We start from the raw sequence: 15,093 nt of genomic DNA, 5'->3' as shown, positions 1-15,093 counted from the left end.
GGGTTCCGTCCCCGTCCCGGGGCGGGATCCGTTAGGGCACCGGAGGTGACGCGTAGGCGACTCACCGGCGAGCGGTGGAAGTTCATCGAGCACTACCTGCCGATCGACCGGTTCGGCCCGTACCCCGATCTGTCCCCCGTGCGAGCTACCCGCGAATGTCCACCGCAGGGGGACGATTCCGGACCGCCGAATCTTTAGCGTTTCTCGGCGTAGCGGCGGCGCCCCGTCGCGGAGTCCCCCACGTGAGGTAGTCGTCATGCGGTTCTTGAAACAACTCGTGCCCGTCGCGCTGGTCGCCTTCGCCGGCGGCGCGATCGTAGGCGCGGTGCAGGGGAATTGGTTCCTCACCCTGCTCCTCGGCCTCGCGACGGCCGCGCTCGCCGTATTCGTGTACGCCCGCATGGTCCGGTGGTCCGAACGCCGCGAACCGGTGGAGGTGGCCAGGCAGGGAGCCACCCGTGCCCTCACCCGGGGGACCCTGATCGGGGTCGCGCTGTTCGCGGCCGTCATCGTGAACATCGCCCTCATGGGCGGCTACCGGATCGACGGCCTGGGCTCACTGACCGGCGCGATCGGGCTGATCGGCTTCATGGCCGCCGCCGCGGTGACCGAGGAGCTGCTGTTCCGCGGCATCCTGTTCAGGATCATCGAGGAACGCACGGGGACGTGGGTGGCGCTGGCGCTGACCGCCCTGCTGTTCGGCCTGTCGCACCTGTTCAACCCGCACGCCAGCCTGTGGGGCGCGCTCGCCATCGCGATCGAGGCGGGTGGCATGCTCGCCGCCGCCTACGCCGCCACGCGCACCCTGTGGGTGCCGATCGGCGTGCACTTCGGCTGGAACTTCGCCGCGGCCGGCATCTTCGGCACCGAGGTCTCGGGCAACGGCGCGGTGGAGGGGCTGCTGCACGGCGTCACGTCGGGCAACGCCCTGCTCACGGGCGGCGAGTTCGGGCCGGAGGCGAGCTTGTACGCGGTGGTGTTCGGTCTGCTGCTGACGGTCGCGTTCATGTGGCTGGCCCGCCGTCGTGGAAACGTGGTCCCGCGCCGTCGCCGTACGCCCGCTACGCTCGCCTGATGATCGATCCACGGCGGGTCACGGACCTGTGGCGGCGGTGTGATGTCGTGGTCCGGGACCTACCGTTCGGGCTGCTGCTGGCCGTCGCATCGCTTCTGCCGGCGCTCCACGGCAAGGGGACGCAGGTCGGTGACCTGCCGACCCGTCCCTTCGACGCGCTGGCGTTCGTGGTGATCGCCCTGGAGTGCCTTCCGCTCGCCGTGCGGCGGCGGTGGCCGGCCGGGTGCCTGGCGCTGGTGTCGCTCGGCTTCGCCCTCGACCAGATCTTCTCCTACCACGTGTTCGCGAGCAACGCGATGCCCATCGCGCTCATCAGCGCGGGCGCCCACCTGGAGCGCCACCGGCGGGTCACCGTGGTCCTCCTCTCCATGGCGTACGTGCCGCTGGCGCTCGCGCTCGGCCGACTCGGCGCGACCGAGCGGGTGGAAGGCTACGTGGTGTTCTACCTGGCCCTGGCCCTCGCGTGGGGCATCGGAGCCTGGCTGCGCTCCACCCGCGCCGCCGAGGCCGAACGCCGCCGCCACGTCGCCGAGGCCACCCGCGCCGCCGAACGCACCCGGATCGCCCGCGAGCTCCACGACGTCGTGACGCACCACGTGACGGCGATGGTCGTGCAGGCCGAGGCCGCACGCTACCTGACCGCCGCTCCCGACCGCCTCGACGCGACGCTGAGCGCCATCACCGACACCGGCCGGCGAGCCATCACCGACCTGCGGCACATGCTCGACCTGCTCAAAGCCGATCACGACACCGACGTCGGCCTGCCCTCCGCCGGCGAGCTCCACACGCTCGTGGAGCAGACCCGCCGGGCCGGGCAGCCGGTGGAGTTCGCCGAGGAGGGCATGCCGGCGGAATCGGCGGGCAGCGCCGAGTCCGTGACCTATAGGGTCGTGCAGGAAACCCTGACGAACGCGCTCAAATACGCCCACGGCAGCCGCACCGTGGTCCGGGTGCGCTACGGCGAGAAGGAGATCAGCGTGGCGGTGAGCACCGACGGTTCCGGCTCGCGGGCCGGCTCCCTCGGTGGGAGCGGGCGGGGCCTGGTCGGGCTCCGCGAGCGGGTGGACGCCCTGGGCGGCGAGTTCAGCGCGGACCGGCAGGCGGGCGGCGGCTTCGTGGTGCGGGCCCGCATCCCCGCGGGGCGCCCGTCGTGACCACGCCGGTCCGGGTCCTGGTCTGCGACGACCAGGCGCTGATCCGCACCGGCTTCGCGACGATCATCGATGCGCAGCCCGGCCTGGAGGTGGTGGGCGAGTGCGGCGACGGCCGCACCGCGGTCGACCTGGCCCGCCGGCTGCGCCCCGACGTCGTGGTGATGGACGTGCGGATGCCGGTGCTCGACGGCATCGAGGCGACCCGCCGGCTGGCCGGCGCCGGGGTGGCGGACCCCGTCAAGGTGCTCGTGGTGACGACGTTCAACCTGGACGAGTACGTCTACGAGGCGCTGCGCGCGGGGGCGAGCGGTTTCCTGCTCAAGGACGCCCCACCGGCGCAGCTCCTGCACGGCATCCGCACCGTCGCGACCGGCGCCGCTCTGCTGGCACCCGAGGTGACGCGGCAGCTCGTCGGCAGGTACGCGGCCCGGATCCGCCCCGCCCAGGCCACGCCGGGCGAGACCGCGTTGACCCCGCGCGAGCTGGAGGTGCTGAGCCTCATCGCCGACGGCCTGTCCAACAGCGAGATCGCCGCCACCCTGGTGATCAGCCAGGAGACCGTCAAGACGTACGTGTCGCGCATCCTCACCAAGCTCGACCTGCGCGACCGCGTGCAGGCGGTGGTCTACGCCTACCGCAGGGGCCTGGTGACCTGAGACACACCGAGGCCCAGGCCCAGGTCCCGATCGTGCGGTTCCGGGGCGAGGGCCCGCTTGCCCCGGCCGACGGGCACCGGTGTCGCGGGCGATCGCCGGGCACGGTCACGCGACCAGGCGCAGCCAGGCCGCCGCGAGTGCGGCGTGACCGGCCGGCGTCGGGTGCGCGCCGTCCGCGGCCCAGTACTCCGGCCCGGTCGTCGCGGCGAGCTCGGCGAACATGCCGTCGGCGGCGAGCAGGTGCGCGCCGTACTTGCGAGCGAGCTCGCGCACGACCTGGATCTTCGGGTCCAGGTCGGCCCGCCACTCCTTGCGGATCTCCTCGCCGACGTGCACGTCGCCGACCTCGACAAGGCCGCGGATCGGCAGGAGGAACGGCTCGATGAGGATCAGCTCCGCGCCCGCCTCGGCGAGGGGCGTGAGCAGGCGGTCGTAACCTGCCGCGTAGTCCTCCGCGGGGATCACGTAGCCGTCCGGGTCGTACGTGTGCCAGCCCATGTCATTGCCGCCGGCGAGGATCGACACCACGTCCGGGCGCGCGTCGAGCACGTCCGCCTGCCAGCGGGCTTCGAGGTCCATCACCTTGTCGCCCGCGATCCCGGTGTTCAGCCAGGTCACGGGCCGGTCCGGGTACCGCGAGCCCCACTCGCCCGCGACGTACAGCGGGTAGCCGGACCCGAGACCCTGTTCGCTCTCCAACCGCCGGCAGTCGGTGATCGAATCGCCGGTGAACATCACGGTGCTTCCCGCTCGGAGGGTGATCGTCATGTGTGCTCCTGTAACTCGGTCGAGGAGAGGAAAAGTTCACATCGGTCAAGTGGCGTCGACGCCCACGGCCACGACAAGGGAACGGGGCGGCTGCTTCAGATCGCCGGACTGCCGAACCAACGGCCGGCGGCCCGCTCGAACGCTTCACGGTCAGGGGCGCGATCACCTGCCCAGGCGACTATGCCGTCAGGTCGGACAAGCACGGCACCCAGCCCGAGGTCGTTTCTCGCCGGCCCGGCCGCATACCGCATCCGGCTCTCCCAGCCCATCGCCGAACCGTGGAGGCACCGGTCGGTGCTGAGATCCAGCGCGACGCCCCGCCCGTCCCGCATCAGGTCGCCGAGGCGAGTGCCGTCCTCGAGATGGAGGTCCGGGGCGTTGCGGCCGACCAGCGGCTGCTCGCTGCCGAGGTCGTAGCGGATCGACGATCCCGATACCTTCTCGAACACGTAGGTCGTTCCGTCGCGGGTCCCGATCAGGTCGCGGATCACTCCTTGGATCGCCTGGGCATGCGGGTCCGGCTTCATGGCCGCCGCCTGGGCGCGTGTCCAGTCGAGCACCCGTGCGCCGATCGGATGGCGCTCGCGGGTGTAGGTGTCGAGAAGCCCGTCCGGGGCGTACCCGTGCACGGTCGCCGCGAGCTTCCATCCCAGGTTCATGGCGTCGCCGATGCCGAGGTTGAGCCCCTGCGCCCCGAGGGGGGAGTGGATGTGAGCGGCGTCGCCCGCGAGCAGGACGCGCCCCTGCCGGTAGGTCGTCGTCTGCATCGCCCGATCGGTGAAGCTCGAAGCGAGATGGACGTCGCTCAGCGTCACGTCGGTGCCGGACACACGGCGCAGAACCGCCTGGAGATGTTCGCGAGTCGGACGCCGCGAGCGATCGAAAGCGCCGCCGTCGAACTCCAGCATGCCGATGTACTCTTTCGCGGGCGTCCGGAGGTACATGCCCGTCGGCGTCAGATTGAACCCGGGGCGCAGCCTGTCGGGGTCGGCGATGGTGGCGAGCACGACGTAGCCGGTGAACTGCGGCTCGGTGCCGGCGAAGTCGAAGCCCGCGAGCCTGCGCACCGCGCTGCGTCCGCCGTCGCAGCCGACGACCCAGCGCGCCGGATACTCGCGCCCGCCGGCTCGCGCGACCACGATCTGATCGTCCTGCGCGACGGCTGAGACCGTGACACCGCGCCTGACCTCCACACCGAGCATGGATGCCCGCTCGGACAGCACCGTCTCGACCGCTTCGAGGGCTGTCATCACGCCCTCCATCGCCGGGCTGGGAAGCCGGAAGGGCAGGGCGGTGACGTCGACCTTGGCCGGATCGAGCATCATGCCGGCGAAATGGCCCACGCCACGAGGGGGTGCCGGCTCGTCCGCGCCGGGACGGTCGTTGACGCCCGACGCCTCCAGCAGCGGCTGGAGCATCCCGCGGCGGTAGAACGCCTCGACCGACGCGGCGGACAGGCCCCGCATCCCGAGCGGGTCCGCCTTCCACGGGGAGCGGGGCTCCGGCTCCCGCTCAAGCACCAGGACAGAGCAGCCCGCGAGACCGAGCTCGCAGGCGAGGAACAGACCGACCGGGCCGGCGCCCACGATCACTACGTCATGCACGAGAGATCCCCTTCTTGAAGCCCATCCATCACCGATATGCGGTTGCGGTGCCAAGCCCTGGACACGTCGGTCAGGTTGTGGATCGCGTTGTCGCCGAACATGAGCTCGTAGACGCGGGCGCCTTGGGTGGCGGCCTTGGTGCCGCGGGGGAACGGGGCCTGCTCGTATTCGGTGAGAGCGGCCTCGATTGACCTTGTGGCCCCACCGGACGGTGCCGGCCGGGAGCGAGCCGAGCAGGATCCGTCGCAGCCCGCCGCGCTGCACCTCGGGGCGTCCACCCGTGCCGTCGTCGGGTTCGTCGAGCAGGACGGTCCCGTCCGGGGCGAGGACCCGTGTCGCCTGGCGGCCCTCCAGGATGAGGCCGCGGAACTCGTCGATCAGGCCTGCCGCTTCGAGGGCGAGCTGCCCGTTGCAGTCGTGGATGTCGAACATCCCGCCCTGAGCGCGCGCCGTCGGGGAGGGCTCAGCCTCGTAGATCGTGGCCGGGATGCCGTGGACGCGCAGGACGCGTGCGAGCGTGAGTCCGCCGAGTCCGGCGCCGATGATCGTGACAGGGCTGTCCAAGACGGTGGCTCCTTCAGGCTGTTCTCCGAGGCACGCAAAGACTGGCGCGGGCCGCTCACACGGGGCGCACACGGCGCTGACAGGGGCACACATGGCGCTGACACTCCCGTCCTGCGACGCGTCAGCGCCGCGTTCGAGCACCCGGCACGCTTCGGCCGGTGGCGTGGTGGGGAGGGGCGGTGGCGCCCGTGAGCGAAGGAAGGCCGGAGCCCTGCCGTGATTTGGGGACTCGAGGGTGCGTGCGCGAAGATCGGGAGGTGGACGGGGACATGCGGCTTCGCGTCACGCTGCTCGGCGCCTTTCAGGCGTCTCGTGGTGACGCCGCCCTGCCCGTTCGGGGTGCGCGGTTGCGGGGCCTGGTCGTACGGCTGGCGCTCGCCGGCGGGCGCGCCGTCGAGCAGGGCGTCCTGGTCGACGCGATCTGGGCCGAGGACCCGCCGGCCGGCCCCGCCCACGCCCTGCAGGCCCTCGTCTCGCGGCTGCGCCGGGCCCTCGGCTCGGCCGGCGACGTCGCGCAGGTCGCGGGCGGCTACCGGCTGGACGTGGACGCGGCCGACGTGGACGCGCTGCGGTTCGAGCGGCTCGCCGCCGCCGGCCGTGACCGGCTGCGCGCCGGTGACCCGAATGCCGCGGCGGCCGTGCTCGGCGAGGCCGTGGCGCTGTGGGGAGACCGTCCCGGAGCCGAGCCCACGGTCATCGCCGCGGTAGCGCCCGCCGCCGTGACCCGGCTGGCCCACGCCTCGATCGAGGCCGTCGCCGACCTCGCCGACGCCGAGCTGACCCTGGGCCGTGCCGACGCGGCCGCCTCCCGCCTGACCGCCCTGCTCGCCGAGCACCCCGTCCACGAGCGCACCGCCGCGCTGCTCATGGACGCGTTCACCGCCCAGGGACGCCAAGCCGAGGCCCTGGCCCTGTACGAGCGGGTCCGCGGAACCCTGGCCGACGTCCTCGGCACCGACCCGGGCGCCGCCCTGCGCGAGCGCCACCTGCGCCTGCTGCGCGCCGAGCGGCCCGCCCCGTCCGCCGACGCCGAGCGGAGCAGGCCGAGTAACCTGCCCGCGCCGCTGACCAGCTTCATCGGGCGCGACGACGATCTGGCCCGGATCGACACGCTGCTCGCCGCCGGGCGCCTGATCACCGTGCTCGGTCCCGGCGGCGCCGGCAAGACGCGCCTCGCCGTCGAGGCCGCCCGCCGCCACCGCCACGAGTACCGCGACGGCGTCTGGATGATCGACCTCGCCTCGGTCACCGAGCCGGCCAAGGTCGGCGCGGCCGTGCTGGCCGGGATCGGGTTGCGCGGCGGCGCGATGTTCGAGGCCCGGATGCGCGTCGAGGGCGACGAACTGGACGTACTCGTCGACCAGCTCAGCGGCCGGGAGAGCCTGCTGCTGGTCGACAACTGCGAGCACCTGATCGACGCCGTGGCCCACCTGGTCGCGGCACTGCTGTCCCGATGCTCCGGGCTGCGCGTGCTCGCCACCAGCCGCGAACCCCTCGCGGTCGACGGCGAGGCGCTGGTGCCGCTCGGCCCGCTCGCGCTGCCCGGGCCGGACGACGGCGCCGAGCAGGCCCGGCGGGCGGCGTCGGTACGCCTGTTCACCGAGCGGGCCGCGGCCGTACGCCCCGGCTTCGACGTGGACGAGACGACGCTGCCCGAGATCCGGCGGGTGGTCCGCGGCCTGGACGGGATGCCGCTGGCGCTGGAGCTGGCCGCGGCCCGGCTGCGGACGCTGTCGCTGCCCGAGCTCGCCGACGGGCTGTCCGACCGGTTCCGGCTGCTGTCCACCGGCAGCCGCGCCGCGCTGCCCCGGCACCGCACGCTGCGCGCGGTCATCGCCTGGAGCTGGCAGCTGCTGAGCGAGCACGAGCGTACGGTCGCCGAACGCGTCTCGATCCTGCCCGGCGGCGTCACGCCGGCCTCGGCCGCCGCGCTCTGCGCCGGCACCGCCGTACCGGCCGCCGAGATCCCCGAGCTGCTCGCCGGCCTGGTCGACCGGTCGCTGCTGCAGCTCGCGCCCGACCCGGGCCGCTACCGCATGCTGGAGACGCTGCGCGAGTACGGCACCGGCCGCCTGGCCGGGACGGGCGACCTCGGCGCCGTCCGCGACCTGGCCGCCGGCTACTTCGCCGAGCTGATGGCCCGCTACGACCCGCAGCTGCGCGGGCCCGGCCAGCTGGCGGCCATGCGAGTCGTCAGAGCCGAGTACGACAACGCGCTGGCCGCCCTGCGCCGGCGGTGCGACACCGGCGACGCCTCCGGCGCGGTCGCTCTCGCCCTGAACCTGACCTGGTACTGGCACATGCTCGGCCGGCACCCCGACGCGGCCTACTGGCTGGGCGAGGCACTGGCGGTGCCCGGCGGCGAGCCGACGCCTGAGCGCGACTGCGCTCACGTGATCTCCTTGATCGACCGGGTCGACACCCGGCAGGGGAGGACCGCCGAGAAGGCCGCGGACGACCGGGCGCGGATGCGCGAGCCGGCCGACCGGCTGCTCGCGTACCCGGAGCTGCCGGGTCCGTACGGCGCGCTCACCGCGCTCACGCTCGCGTTCCTGCAGGAGGAGGAGACCGCGTCCACGATCATCGAGCATCTGGCCGACGGCGACGACGTCTGGCTGTCCGGGCTGGCCCGCATGTTCCGGGCCCAGTTCGCCGAGAACGCGGGCGAGCTCGACAGGATGCGCCCCGACGTGGAGGCGGCCCTGGCCTGCTTCCGGCAGGCCGGCGACCGCTGGGGCCAGGCCGCCGTGCTGCCGATGCGCGCCCAGCTGCGGCAGTACGACGATCTCGACGGCGCGCTGGCCGACCTGCGCGAGGCCCGATCGCTGGCCGGCGAGTTCGGCCCGCTCGACCTCGGCGACGAGGTGTTCATCGACGTGCGCTGGATCGACCTGCACCTGCGGCGCGGCGACACCGACCTGGCGATCGCGGTGATCGACTCGGCCCGGGAGCGGGCGCTGCGCGCGAATTCGCCGGAGATGCCGGCCCTGGTCGACGCGTGGGAGGCCGTCTTCCGGGTGCGGCTCGGTGATCTGGACCGGGCGCGGGAACTGCTCGACGACGCCGAACGGGGCCTGCGCGGCGACACCACGTTCCCCGGTGACCACGCGCGGACGCTGGCCGGCAGCGTACGGGCCTCGCTCTGCCTGGAGACAGGTGACCTGGCCGGCGCGGAGAAGGCGCTGGAGAAGGCGTACGCGGCGGCGCTGGAGACCCGGGACCTGCCGATCCTGTCGCTGGTGGCGGTGAACGCGGCCGCGCTCGCCGAGGCGCACGGACGGCATCACGAGTCGGCCGCCCTGCTCGGCGCCGCCTCCCGGCTGCGCGGCGCTCACGACCGCACCGATCGGCAGGTTCGCGAGCTCACCCGCCGGGGGCGGGCCGCGCTGGGAGAGGAAGCCTTCGCCGCGGCGTACGGGAAGGGGGGGAAGCTGGACGGGAAGACGGCCGTGACCGAAGTCGACCCGGCCCGGCTACGCCGGGAACTCAGGACGGTTCACCCAGATCCCGGGTGAGCCGGCCGGCCTGTCGAAGCGGCTGATGTGGGCCCGCAGGTAGGGGGCGATCTGGCCGAGCTGGTCAGCGGTGATGCTCCAGCCTCCGGCGACCAGGTCGCGCACGATGTCGGAGATATCCAGGGCGTTGTGGAAGACGACCAGGTTGAGCAGCAGGGTGTTGAGCTTGATCAATTTCTCCTGCTCTTCCGGGATTGAGGAACAACGGGGCGGTTGTCAGCGCTGGGGCATCCCGTCGCAGGTCAGGGGCAGGTCAGGCAGGATGCCGCAGCAGCCTTTTTCGTGGCCGTGAGCTTTGTCGCAGATGGTCCGAGCTTCTTGGCACTTCACGTTTGGCCAGTTCAGGGCAGCTACGAGAAGAAAGATCGTTCTCACCGCTAATGGCTGTCCCGCTGTTCCTGAACCCCGGAGTCCAGCACGATCACGGGCTCAGCCCGTGGGGGGACAAAACCAGCAGCGACGGATGAGGAGCGGCCCGGGACGTGCTGAACAGGTGCGTGGCTGTGTGGCGGATGCAGCGGGACGGAGGGGTACCGGCCGGAACGGAGGTGCCGACCAAGACCGGCTTGGCTTCCCTGGAGCATCTGGTGTCGCTGCTGCTGCGGTACATGCCGCCGAGCGAGGTCGAGGAGCTGCTGTCGGCACAGGTCGGCTCAGCCCGGGATATGGCCGGCCTGGTGCGGTGGCGGATCGGCCGCGCGGCGTCTGGTCGCTGAGGTGCAGGGGGTTGAGGAGAAGGCGGAACCGTTCCGGCGGCCGTGGGTGTCGGAACGGACGAGGGAACATTTCGCTGCGCTGGTGGAGTTCCTCGCGGCCGCCCTGTGAGGCCCGGCGCTCGGGTCGGTGCCATAGGACGGAAAGTAGCTCTGTGTAGTCGCGTGTCAGTGTCGGCAGACCCTCGTCTGTCGACACTCCGCCGGGAAACTACGAGGTCGCAGGTGGTGAGCGTCGAGAACTCGTGCCGAGAATCGACGTCGGTAAACGGGTGGGTGAGCGGATTTCGACAGCCATCAGCGCGCTGTCCTGACCTGGGGATACGTTCCTACTGGTACTGCGGCCTATGACACCGACCCGAGTGGAGGGCCTGCTGTAAGCGGTCGTGGAAAAACCCCGGTCGGCGGCCATGGCGATTCTGTTGAGCGACCACATGGCTCCTGGCAGGCGGCCACGAAACCTCCCGGGGGACGGTCACCTTCGCCCTCGCCCTGTGGCCCGGTCGGGCATCGAGCCCCTGACCGTGAGCGATGCCCCGATGCCGTAGGGCCCGACGGAGGAAAGACCTGCGGCTCCGATCGCCCCGACCATGAGCGGCGTCTGACGCTCGCCGGCGATCGGCACGGCCTTGACCGGCCATCAGGAGCAACCGAACGTTCATCGGCGATAGCGGGGACTCAGTTGGATGGGAGCGGCTGGTGGGCGGTGGACCGGAGTGCGGCACAGGCAAACCGGGCGAGCCGTTCGGGCAGGTCATGCGGGTCATGGTGGGAGATGAACAGCCAGGACAACACAGTGCCGCCGAACATCGCGTGGAACAGGTCCATGTCAGGCAGCCGCTCCAGCTCGCCGCGCCGCACTGCTCGCTCCAGCAGCTCGGCGTTGCCGGCCCGTTCCGGTTCCACGAAGGTCGTGGTGAACCGTTCAGCGAGTGTGGGATCGGCTGCGATCTCGCCGAGCAGGCTCATCAATGCGCCGGCGGCCGCGGGGTTGCTCAGATGGCCAACGATCACCCGCGCCAGCGCGGTCAGGTCCTCGAGCAGCGACCCGGTGTCGGGCGGAACCTCCAGCACTTCTCCGTGGATTATCGCGGCGAAGATCATCTCGTGCTTGGTGGCGTACCGCCGGTAGATCGAGGCCTTGCCGATCCCCGCGCGCTCGGCCACGGCGGCCACCGTCAGACCTGCATATCCGACCTCGCTCAGGAGTTCCTGGACGGCTGCGGTGATGGCCTCGTCCACCCGGCTGTCGCGCGGCCGCCCGACCTGTTGCCCGTTGTGCTCCATTCCATCATCATACGAGACTATAGTTTCGAAACTGCAGTCTCGAAAGGGTTGATGATGATCAAGGATGCGGCGGTACGCCCCCCTTCAATCGACACCGAACGGCCGGTCCCGCGCTGGGCCGTCGGGGTAGCGCACGTCGTGCCCCTGCTCGCGCTGCCGTCGAGTCTGTGGCGGATCGGCCTAGCCCTGGGACTTCCGCTCGGCTACACCGAGCAGGGCCTGCGCGACCTGGTCGGCACGACCGCGTGGGGGCCGCTGTACCTGATCGCCCTCTCCGTGCTGACCGAAGCCGCCGCCCTGCTCACTCTCGGCCTGGTGCGACGCTGGGGCGAAGCAGTACCGCGCTGGATCCCGCTGCTCGGCGGCCGGACGATCCCGCGCCCGGCCGTTACCGTGCCAGCCTGGCTCGGCGTCGGGGTTCTCGCCCTGCTGTGGACCCCGTTCCTGTTCTGGTGGACGCTGCCGCACCCCGGCATGACCGTGACTGGACGTCTGCTCGTCGGGTTCATCTACCTGCCGCTGGTGGCGTGGGCCCCGCTCCTCGCCGCCGTCACGCTTTCCTACCAGCACCGCCGGACCGGCCCATGATGCAGTGGAACGGTGATTGACGCTATCCCCCGGCCCGACGGCTGGCTATCGCCAACGAGTGTCCGATTGTTCCCGATGGGCCTTGACCAGGCTCCTCCCTCGGGCAGTTTCGCCCGAGTCCAGTGGCCATGGGGCGGAGGAGGTGCCGGCCGCCCACCAGGAGGTTCGTGGCCGTGTATCCGGACTCGCATGACCGTCAGCCAGAAGTTCCTAGTGACCGTCCACACCTATGACTGAGGTATAGGCCGCTCCGTTGAGCGGACCACGGAGTGCGACACACCCTGCTCGATGTGCATCCTCGCCTCCGTCGCTGACCTCATACTCGCCGTGAAGGCCGGAGATGAGAGCGGTTGACGGCAGAACGTTCGCCTCCGATGCGGAAAATCCGGTCCGAGAAGCATCAGAGGGCATCGGCTTCTGATGGGAGAAGTAGGCATGGCAGTTTCGCATCCAGACCCCGCCATACCTTTCGGGTTCCAAGTCCAACGGATCCGCCATCTCACCGCAGACCAGATCATCGAGAAGGATGGCCGCACCTACCTGACCGTCGGCCGTCACCCTGTGCTTCTGCCGCCGCGGCTCGGCGCCCTCCTCCGCGAACTGGCCGCCCAGCCACCACCCTGCCTCATGATCTCCCACGGGCCCGCCGCACCCCGCTGGCTGTTCCCCGGCCGGGTTCCCGGCCAGTCCCTCGATCTGCGCAGCCTCATCAACCAGCTCAACCGCCACGGCATCAGCGCTCGACCTGCCCGCAACGGAGCGCTCGCGGCCCTGGCCTCCGACCTTCCCGCCGCGATCCTCGCCGATCTCCTTGGCCTTCACGTCAACACCGCCGTCCGCCGGGTCACCTACGCCCGCAGTGACTGGGCCGGCTATCTCGCCGACCGCGCCGCAGAGTAGAAGGGAAGCCCTGCCCAGTAATGCAGCAACAAGTGAGAGGGGATAGCGCCATGGAACCGGGTTACGTCCTTGCCGGCTATCGGGTCGCTACACGCACTGATCGGCAAGATTGGCAGGAGGCCGGACTTCCTGCTCCTCATCTGTTCTCGCTGAGCGACTGCGTGGTGGACCTGGTGCCAGTAGATCCCACTGGTTGGGACGACTGGTTCGCCAGTCCACAGGAGGCTGAGATCGCCCGCGATCAAGCCGGCACGTCGGGCTTGCACGTGCTCGGGATCGGATTCGCCGCTACCGATGTTCCCGCGCTACTGGCCGACATGGCTGACGGCGGCGGGGACACATCGGCCGGCAGCCTCCCGGAGCGGCTGACCCGGGGTGAGAAGTTTCCCGGGTCCGGCGAGCGGCGGCTGGGCTTCGAGCTGGTCGGTTTCGATAGCGGACACTGGCACACCTGGACCTGCATCGGGGACCTCGTCACCGACGTTCACCAAGCCACCGGCGTCCAGCCGGATCTCAATGGGCTGATCCAGGACGAACAAGACGCGCGCCAGGCCGCTCAATGGCTCACCGACTCAGGTCTTGGCGATCCCAAGGTGTTCCTCTGGGCGGCTGCGCTGCTCACCAAACCTCGCGAGCGACCCTCCAGACTGGAGGAATAGCGCACGGTCGAAATAACTCCCCTCCACCAGTGATGGTGCGCTCGCTCACGATGTCGGCTAGGCATGTGGGTACGGGCTGCTCGGCGTCGACGCGGACGAGCTTTTGGTGGGAGACGTTCTTCATCCGGGGCAGCAGCTTGAAGCCCAGCAGGTGGGAGAAGGCGAAGTCGACCAGGTTCTGGCCGTGGGTGTCGGTGTACTGCCGGTCGATGGTGGCATCGGTGCAGTGCCGCAGCACGCCCTCGATCATCCCCGAGACCTCCGAGGTCGAACAGGACTTGAGCTGGGAGAAGACGCATGGCGATGAACTCGGCTGCGTCCAGGGGCTGGCGCAGGTTTTCGTAGTGCACGTCGCGGTTGTCCTCGAAGTCGGCCGGCAGGTCCTCTTCGGGGTTGCACCAGCGGGCGGCGCCGTCGACGTAGATCTCCCGGCGGCGCAGCGCGTCCTTCACCGCGATCAGCACGCACAACTCGTAGGAGACCCGCTCGACCACACCATCGCCGTCCACCACCGCCTCCCGCCAGCCGTCCGGGACCACGCCGACGATCGGCACCTTGTCGACGCCGCCGTAGTGGCGGATGTTGCTTGGCACGTCGGCGTAGCGGCCCAGCAGGTCCAGGGCGTCCATCACCGGCCGGTAGGCGGTGTTGTTGCACTTGAACTCGATCGCGGCCAGCAGCTTGGGCAACATCCGCCGGTAGTAGCTGGAGTAAGAGCGTCCGCTCCCGTGGCCAGCTCCAGCAGCGCGGCGGTCGAGTCGGCCGACAGGCACCCGGTCACCCGCTCACAGAACGCCCGCTCGAATCGGGCCCGGCAGCCGCGCACGATGCGTTCGGGCCCACCGGGCGGCTCGATCTTCAGCGTTGTTTAGCGAGGAACCCCAGGCGTTCACGCCCGGGAGGAATCGCTTCCCGGCCCTGGGGGTGTGAACGTCCGGTCGTCAGCCCGGGCATTTCTGGTTTTCGATGCACTCCTTGATGATGCTCAAGGGTGCGCCGCCGCAGGAGGCGGCGAAATAGGACGGTGACCAGAAATGGCCGCCCCACAGGTACGTGCGGACGTGAGCGGGTACTCCTTGCGCAGTAGCCGGGCAGACACGCCCTTGAGGCTGTTCACCAGCGTCGAGAGGGCGACCTTGGGTGGGTAGTGCACGAGCAGGTGCACGTGATCCTCCTCGCCGTTGAACTCGACAAGCTGGGCGCCGAGGCTGCCGCACACCTCGATCGTGATGTCTTTGCAGTGGCGCAGCGGTTCGCCGGTGAAGGCCCCGCACCGATACCTGGAGGTGACGACCGAATGCGCGTGCAGCGTGTGGACAACGGTTCGGCCCCGGCGGAGGTCGGAGTCGGGTTCCCATCACGGTGACATAGACCAAAGGATAGTGTGGGCGATGTGAAGCTGGTGGTGCAGGTGAGACTCCTGCCGACGCCTGAGCAGGCGGCGGCGCTGGAGGCGACACTGCGCGCGGTCAACGACGCGGCCACCTGGGTGGCGGCGCTCGCCCACAGCCAGCGGGTATTTCGCAATTACGACCTGCGCAAGCACGCCTACGGGCAGATCAAGGACAACTACGGGCTGGCGGCTCAGGCCGCGCAGCACGTCATCAAGA

The 15,093-nt window shown here is 70.6% G+C and carries 13 protein-coding genes and 3 pseudogenes; 10 read left to right on the top strand and 6 right to left on the bottom strand.

Annotation, left to right across the window (positions count from 1 at the left end; translation table 11 throughout):
- Positions 1–256 precede the first annotated feature (256 nt).
- The 3 genes from CA984_RS06075 to CA984_RS06065 are packed head-to-tail and all read left to right on the top strand — an operon-like array spanning position 257 to position 2,885.
- A complete protein-coding gene (locus tag CA984_RS06075) occupies positions 257–1,075 on the top strand; it encodes a CPBP family intramembrane glutamic endopeptidase (protein WP_086569071.1) in 819 nt (272 codons plus the stop codon).
- Complete coding sequence (locus CA984_RS06070) at positions 1,075–2,229, top strand: sensor histidine kinase (protein ID WP_086569068.1); 1,155 nt, start codon at positions 1,075–1,077, stop codon at positions 2,227–2,229. Before CA984_RS06075 ends, CA984_RS06070 begins: the two co-directional genes overlap by 1 nt.
- Positions 2,226–2,885, top strand: coding sequence for a response regulator (locus CA984_RS06065; protein WP_086569065.1), 660 nt, complete (start codon positions 2,226–2,228; stop codon positions 2,883–2,885). Before CA984_RS06070 ends, CA984_RS06065 begins: the two co-directional genes overlap by 4 nt.
- Positions 2,886–2,990: 105 nt before the next feature.
- Here CA984_RS06065 and CA984_RS06060 read toward each other — a convergent pair whose 3' ends face one another.
- Entirely contained in the window at positions 2,991–3,653 is a 663-nt protein-coding gene (locus CA984_RS06060; RefSeq protein WP_086569062.1) for an SGNH/GDSL hydrolase family protein, read from the bottom strand.
- A gap of 95 nt (positions 3,654–3,748) precedes the next feature.
- Positions 3,749–5,257: an FAD-dependent monooxygenase gene (locus tag CA984_RS06055; protein ID WP_086569157.1), complete on the bottom strand. Its 1,509-nt coding sequence runs from the start codon at positions 5,255–5,257 to the stop codon at positions 3,749–3,751.
- Between the two features lie 833 nt (positions 5,258–6,090).
- Here CA984_RS06055 and CA984_RS06045 point away from each other — a divergent pair.
- Positions 6,091–9,336 (top strand): ATP-binding protein, encoded by a 3,246-nt coding sequence (locus CA984_RS06045; RefSeq protein ID WP_086569155.1) that lies wholly within the window; start codon positions 6,091–6,093, stop codon positions 9,334–9,336.
- Positions 9,337–9,351: 15 nt separating this feature from the next.
- On the opposite strand, the pseudogene CA984_RS06040 reads toward CA984_RS06045, so the two are convergent.
- A pseudogene (locus CA984_RS06040) lies at positions 9,352–9,528 on the bottom strand (Tn3 family transposase); the annotation flags it as partial.
- Positions 9,529–9,818: 290 nt separating this feature from the next.
- On the opposite strand from CA984_RS06040, the gene CA984_RS45915 reads away from it, so the two are divergent.
- The gene (locus tag CA984_RS45915; RefSeq protein ID WP_165781119.1) at positions 9,819–10,052 is read left to right on the top strand and encodes a hypothetical protein; all 234 of its coding nucleotides are present in this window, start codon (positions 9,819–9,821) and stop codon (positions 10,050–10,052) included.
- A 675-nt stretch (positions 10,053–10,727) separates the two neighbouring features.
- Here CA984_RS45915 and CA984_RS06030 read toward each other — a convergent pair.
- Positions 10,728–11,336, bottom strand: coding sequence for a TetR/AcrR family transcriptional regulator (locus CA984_RS06030; RefSeq protein WP_207620754.1), 609 nt, complete (start codon positions 11,334–11,336; stop codon positions 10,728–10,730).
- Between the two features lie 51 nt (positions 11,337–11,387).
- Between CA984_RS06030 and CA984_RS06025 the strand changes: the two genes are divergently transcribed.
- The 3 genes from CA984_RS06025 (at position 11,388) to CA984_RS06015 (ending at position 13,483) form a co-directional block, all read left to right on the top strand.
- A complete protein-coding gene (locus tag CA984_RS06025) occupies positions 11,388–11,924 on the top strand; it encodes a hypothetical protein (protein ID WP_242675768.1) in 537 nt (178 codons plus the stop codon).
- A gap of 435 nt (positions 11,925–12,359) precedes the next feature.
- Complete coding sequence (locus tag CA984_RS06020; RefSeq protein WP_133061561.1) at positions 12,360–12,824, top strand: hypothetical protein; 465 nt, start codon at positions 12,360–12,362, stop codon at positions 12,822–12,824.
- 50 nt (positions 12,825–12,874) lie between these two features.
- Positions 12,875–13,483, top strand: a complete 609-nt coding sequence (locus tag CA984_RS06015; protein ID WP_133061560.1) for a hypothetical protein — start codon at positions 12,875–12,877, stop codon at positions 13,481–13,483.
- On the opposite strand, the gene CA984_RS06010 is transcribed toward CA984_RS06015, so the two are convergent.
- The gene (locus CA984_RS06010) at positions 13,443–13,733 is read right to left on the bottom strand and encodes a Tn3 family transposase (RefSeq protein ID WP_086569052.1); all 291 of its coding nucleotides are present in this window, start codon (positions 13,731–13,733) and stop codon (positions 13,443–13,445) included. The two genes, CA984_RS06015 and CA984_RS06010, sit on opposite strands and share 41 nt — an antisense overlap.
- 28 nt (positions 13,734–13,761) lie before the next feature.
- Here CA984_RS06010 and CA984_RS47730 point away from each other — a divergent pair, with 28 nt between their 5' ends.
- Entirely contained in the window at positions 13,762–14,355 is a 594-nt protein-coding gene (locus CA984_RS47730; protein ID WP_242675767.1) for a hypothetical protein, read from the top strand.
- A gap of 69 nt (positions 14,356–14,424) precedes the next feature.
- On the opposite strand, the pseudogene tnpA reads toward CA984_RS47730, so the two are convergent.
- Positions 14,425–14,792: pseudogene (gene tnpA, locus CA984_RS06005) on the bottom strand (IS200/IS605 family transposase).
- 75 nt (positions 14,793–14,867) lie between these two features.
- Here tnpA and CA984_RS06000 point away from each other — a divergent pair.
- Positions 14,868–15,093 (top strand): annotated as a pseudogene (locus CA984_RS06000) (RNA-guided endonuclease TnpB family protein); the annotation flags it as partial.

The organism is Streptosporangium minutum, assembly GCF_002149035.1.
In the GTDB taxonomy this organism is placed as follows: domain Bacteria; phylum Actinomycetota; class Actinomycetes; order Streptosporangiales; family Streptosporangiaceae; genus Streptosporangium; species Streptosporangium minutum.
The sequence above is the reverse complement of the archived record's forward strand: the minus strand, read 5'-3'. Positions and strand labels throughout refer to the sequence as shown.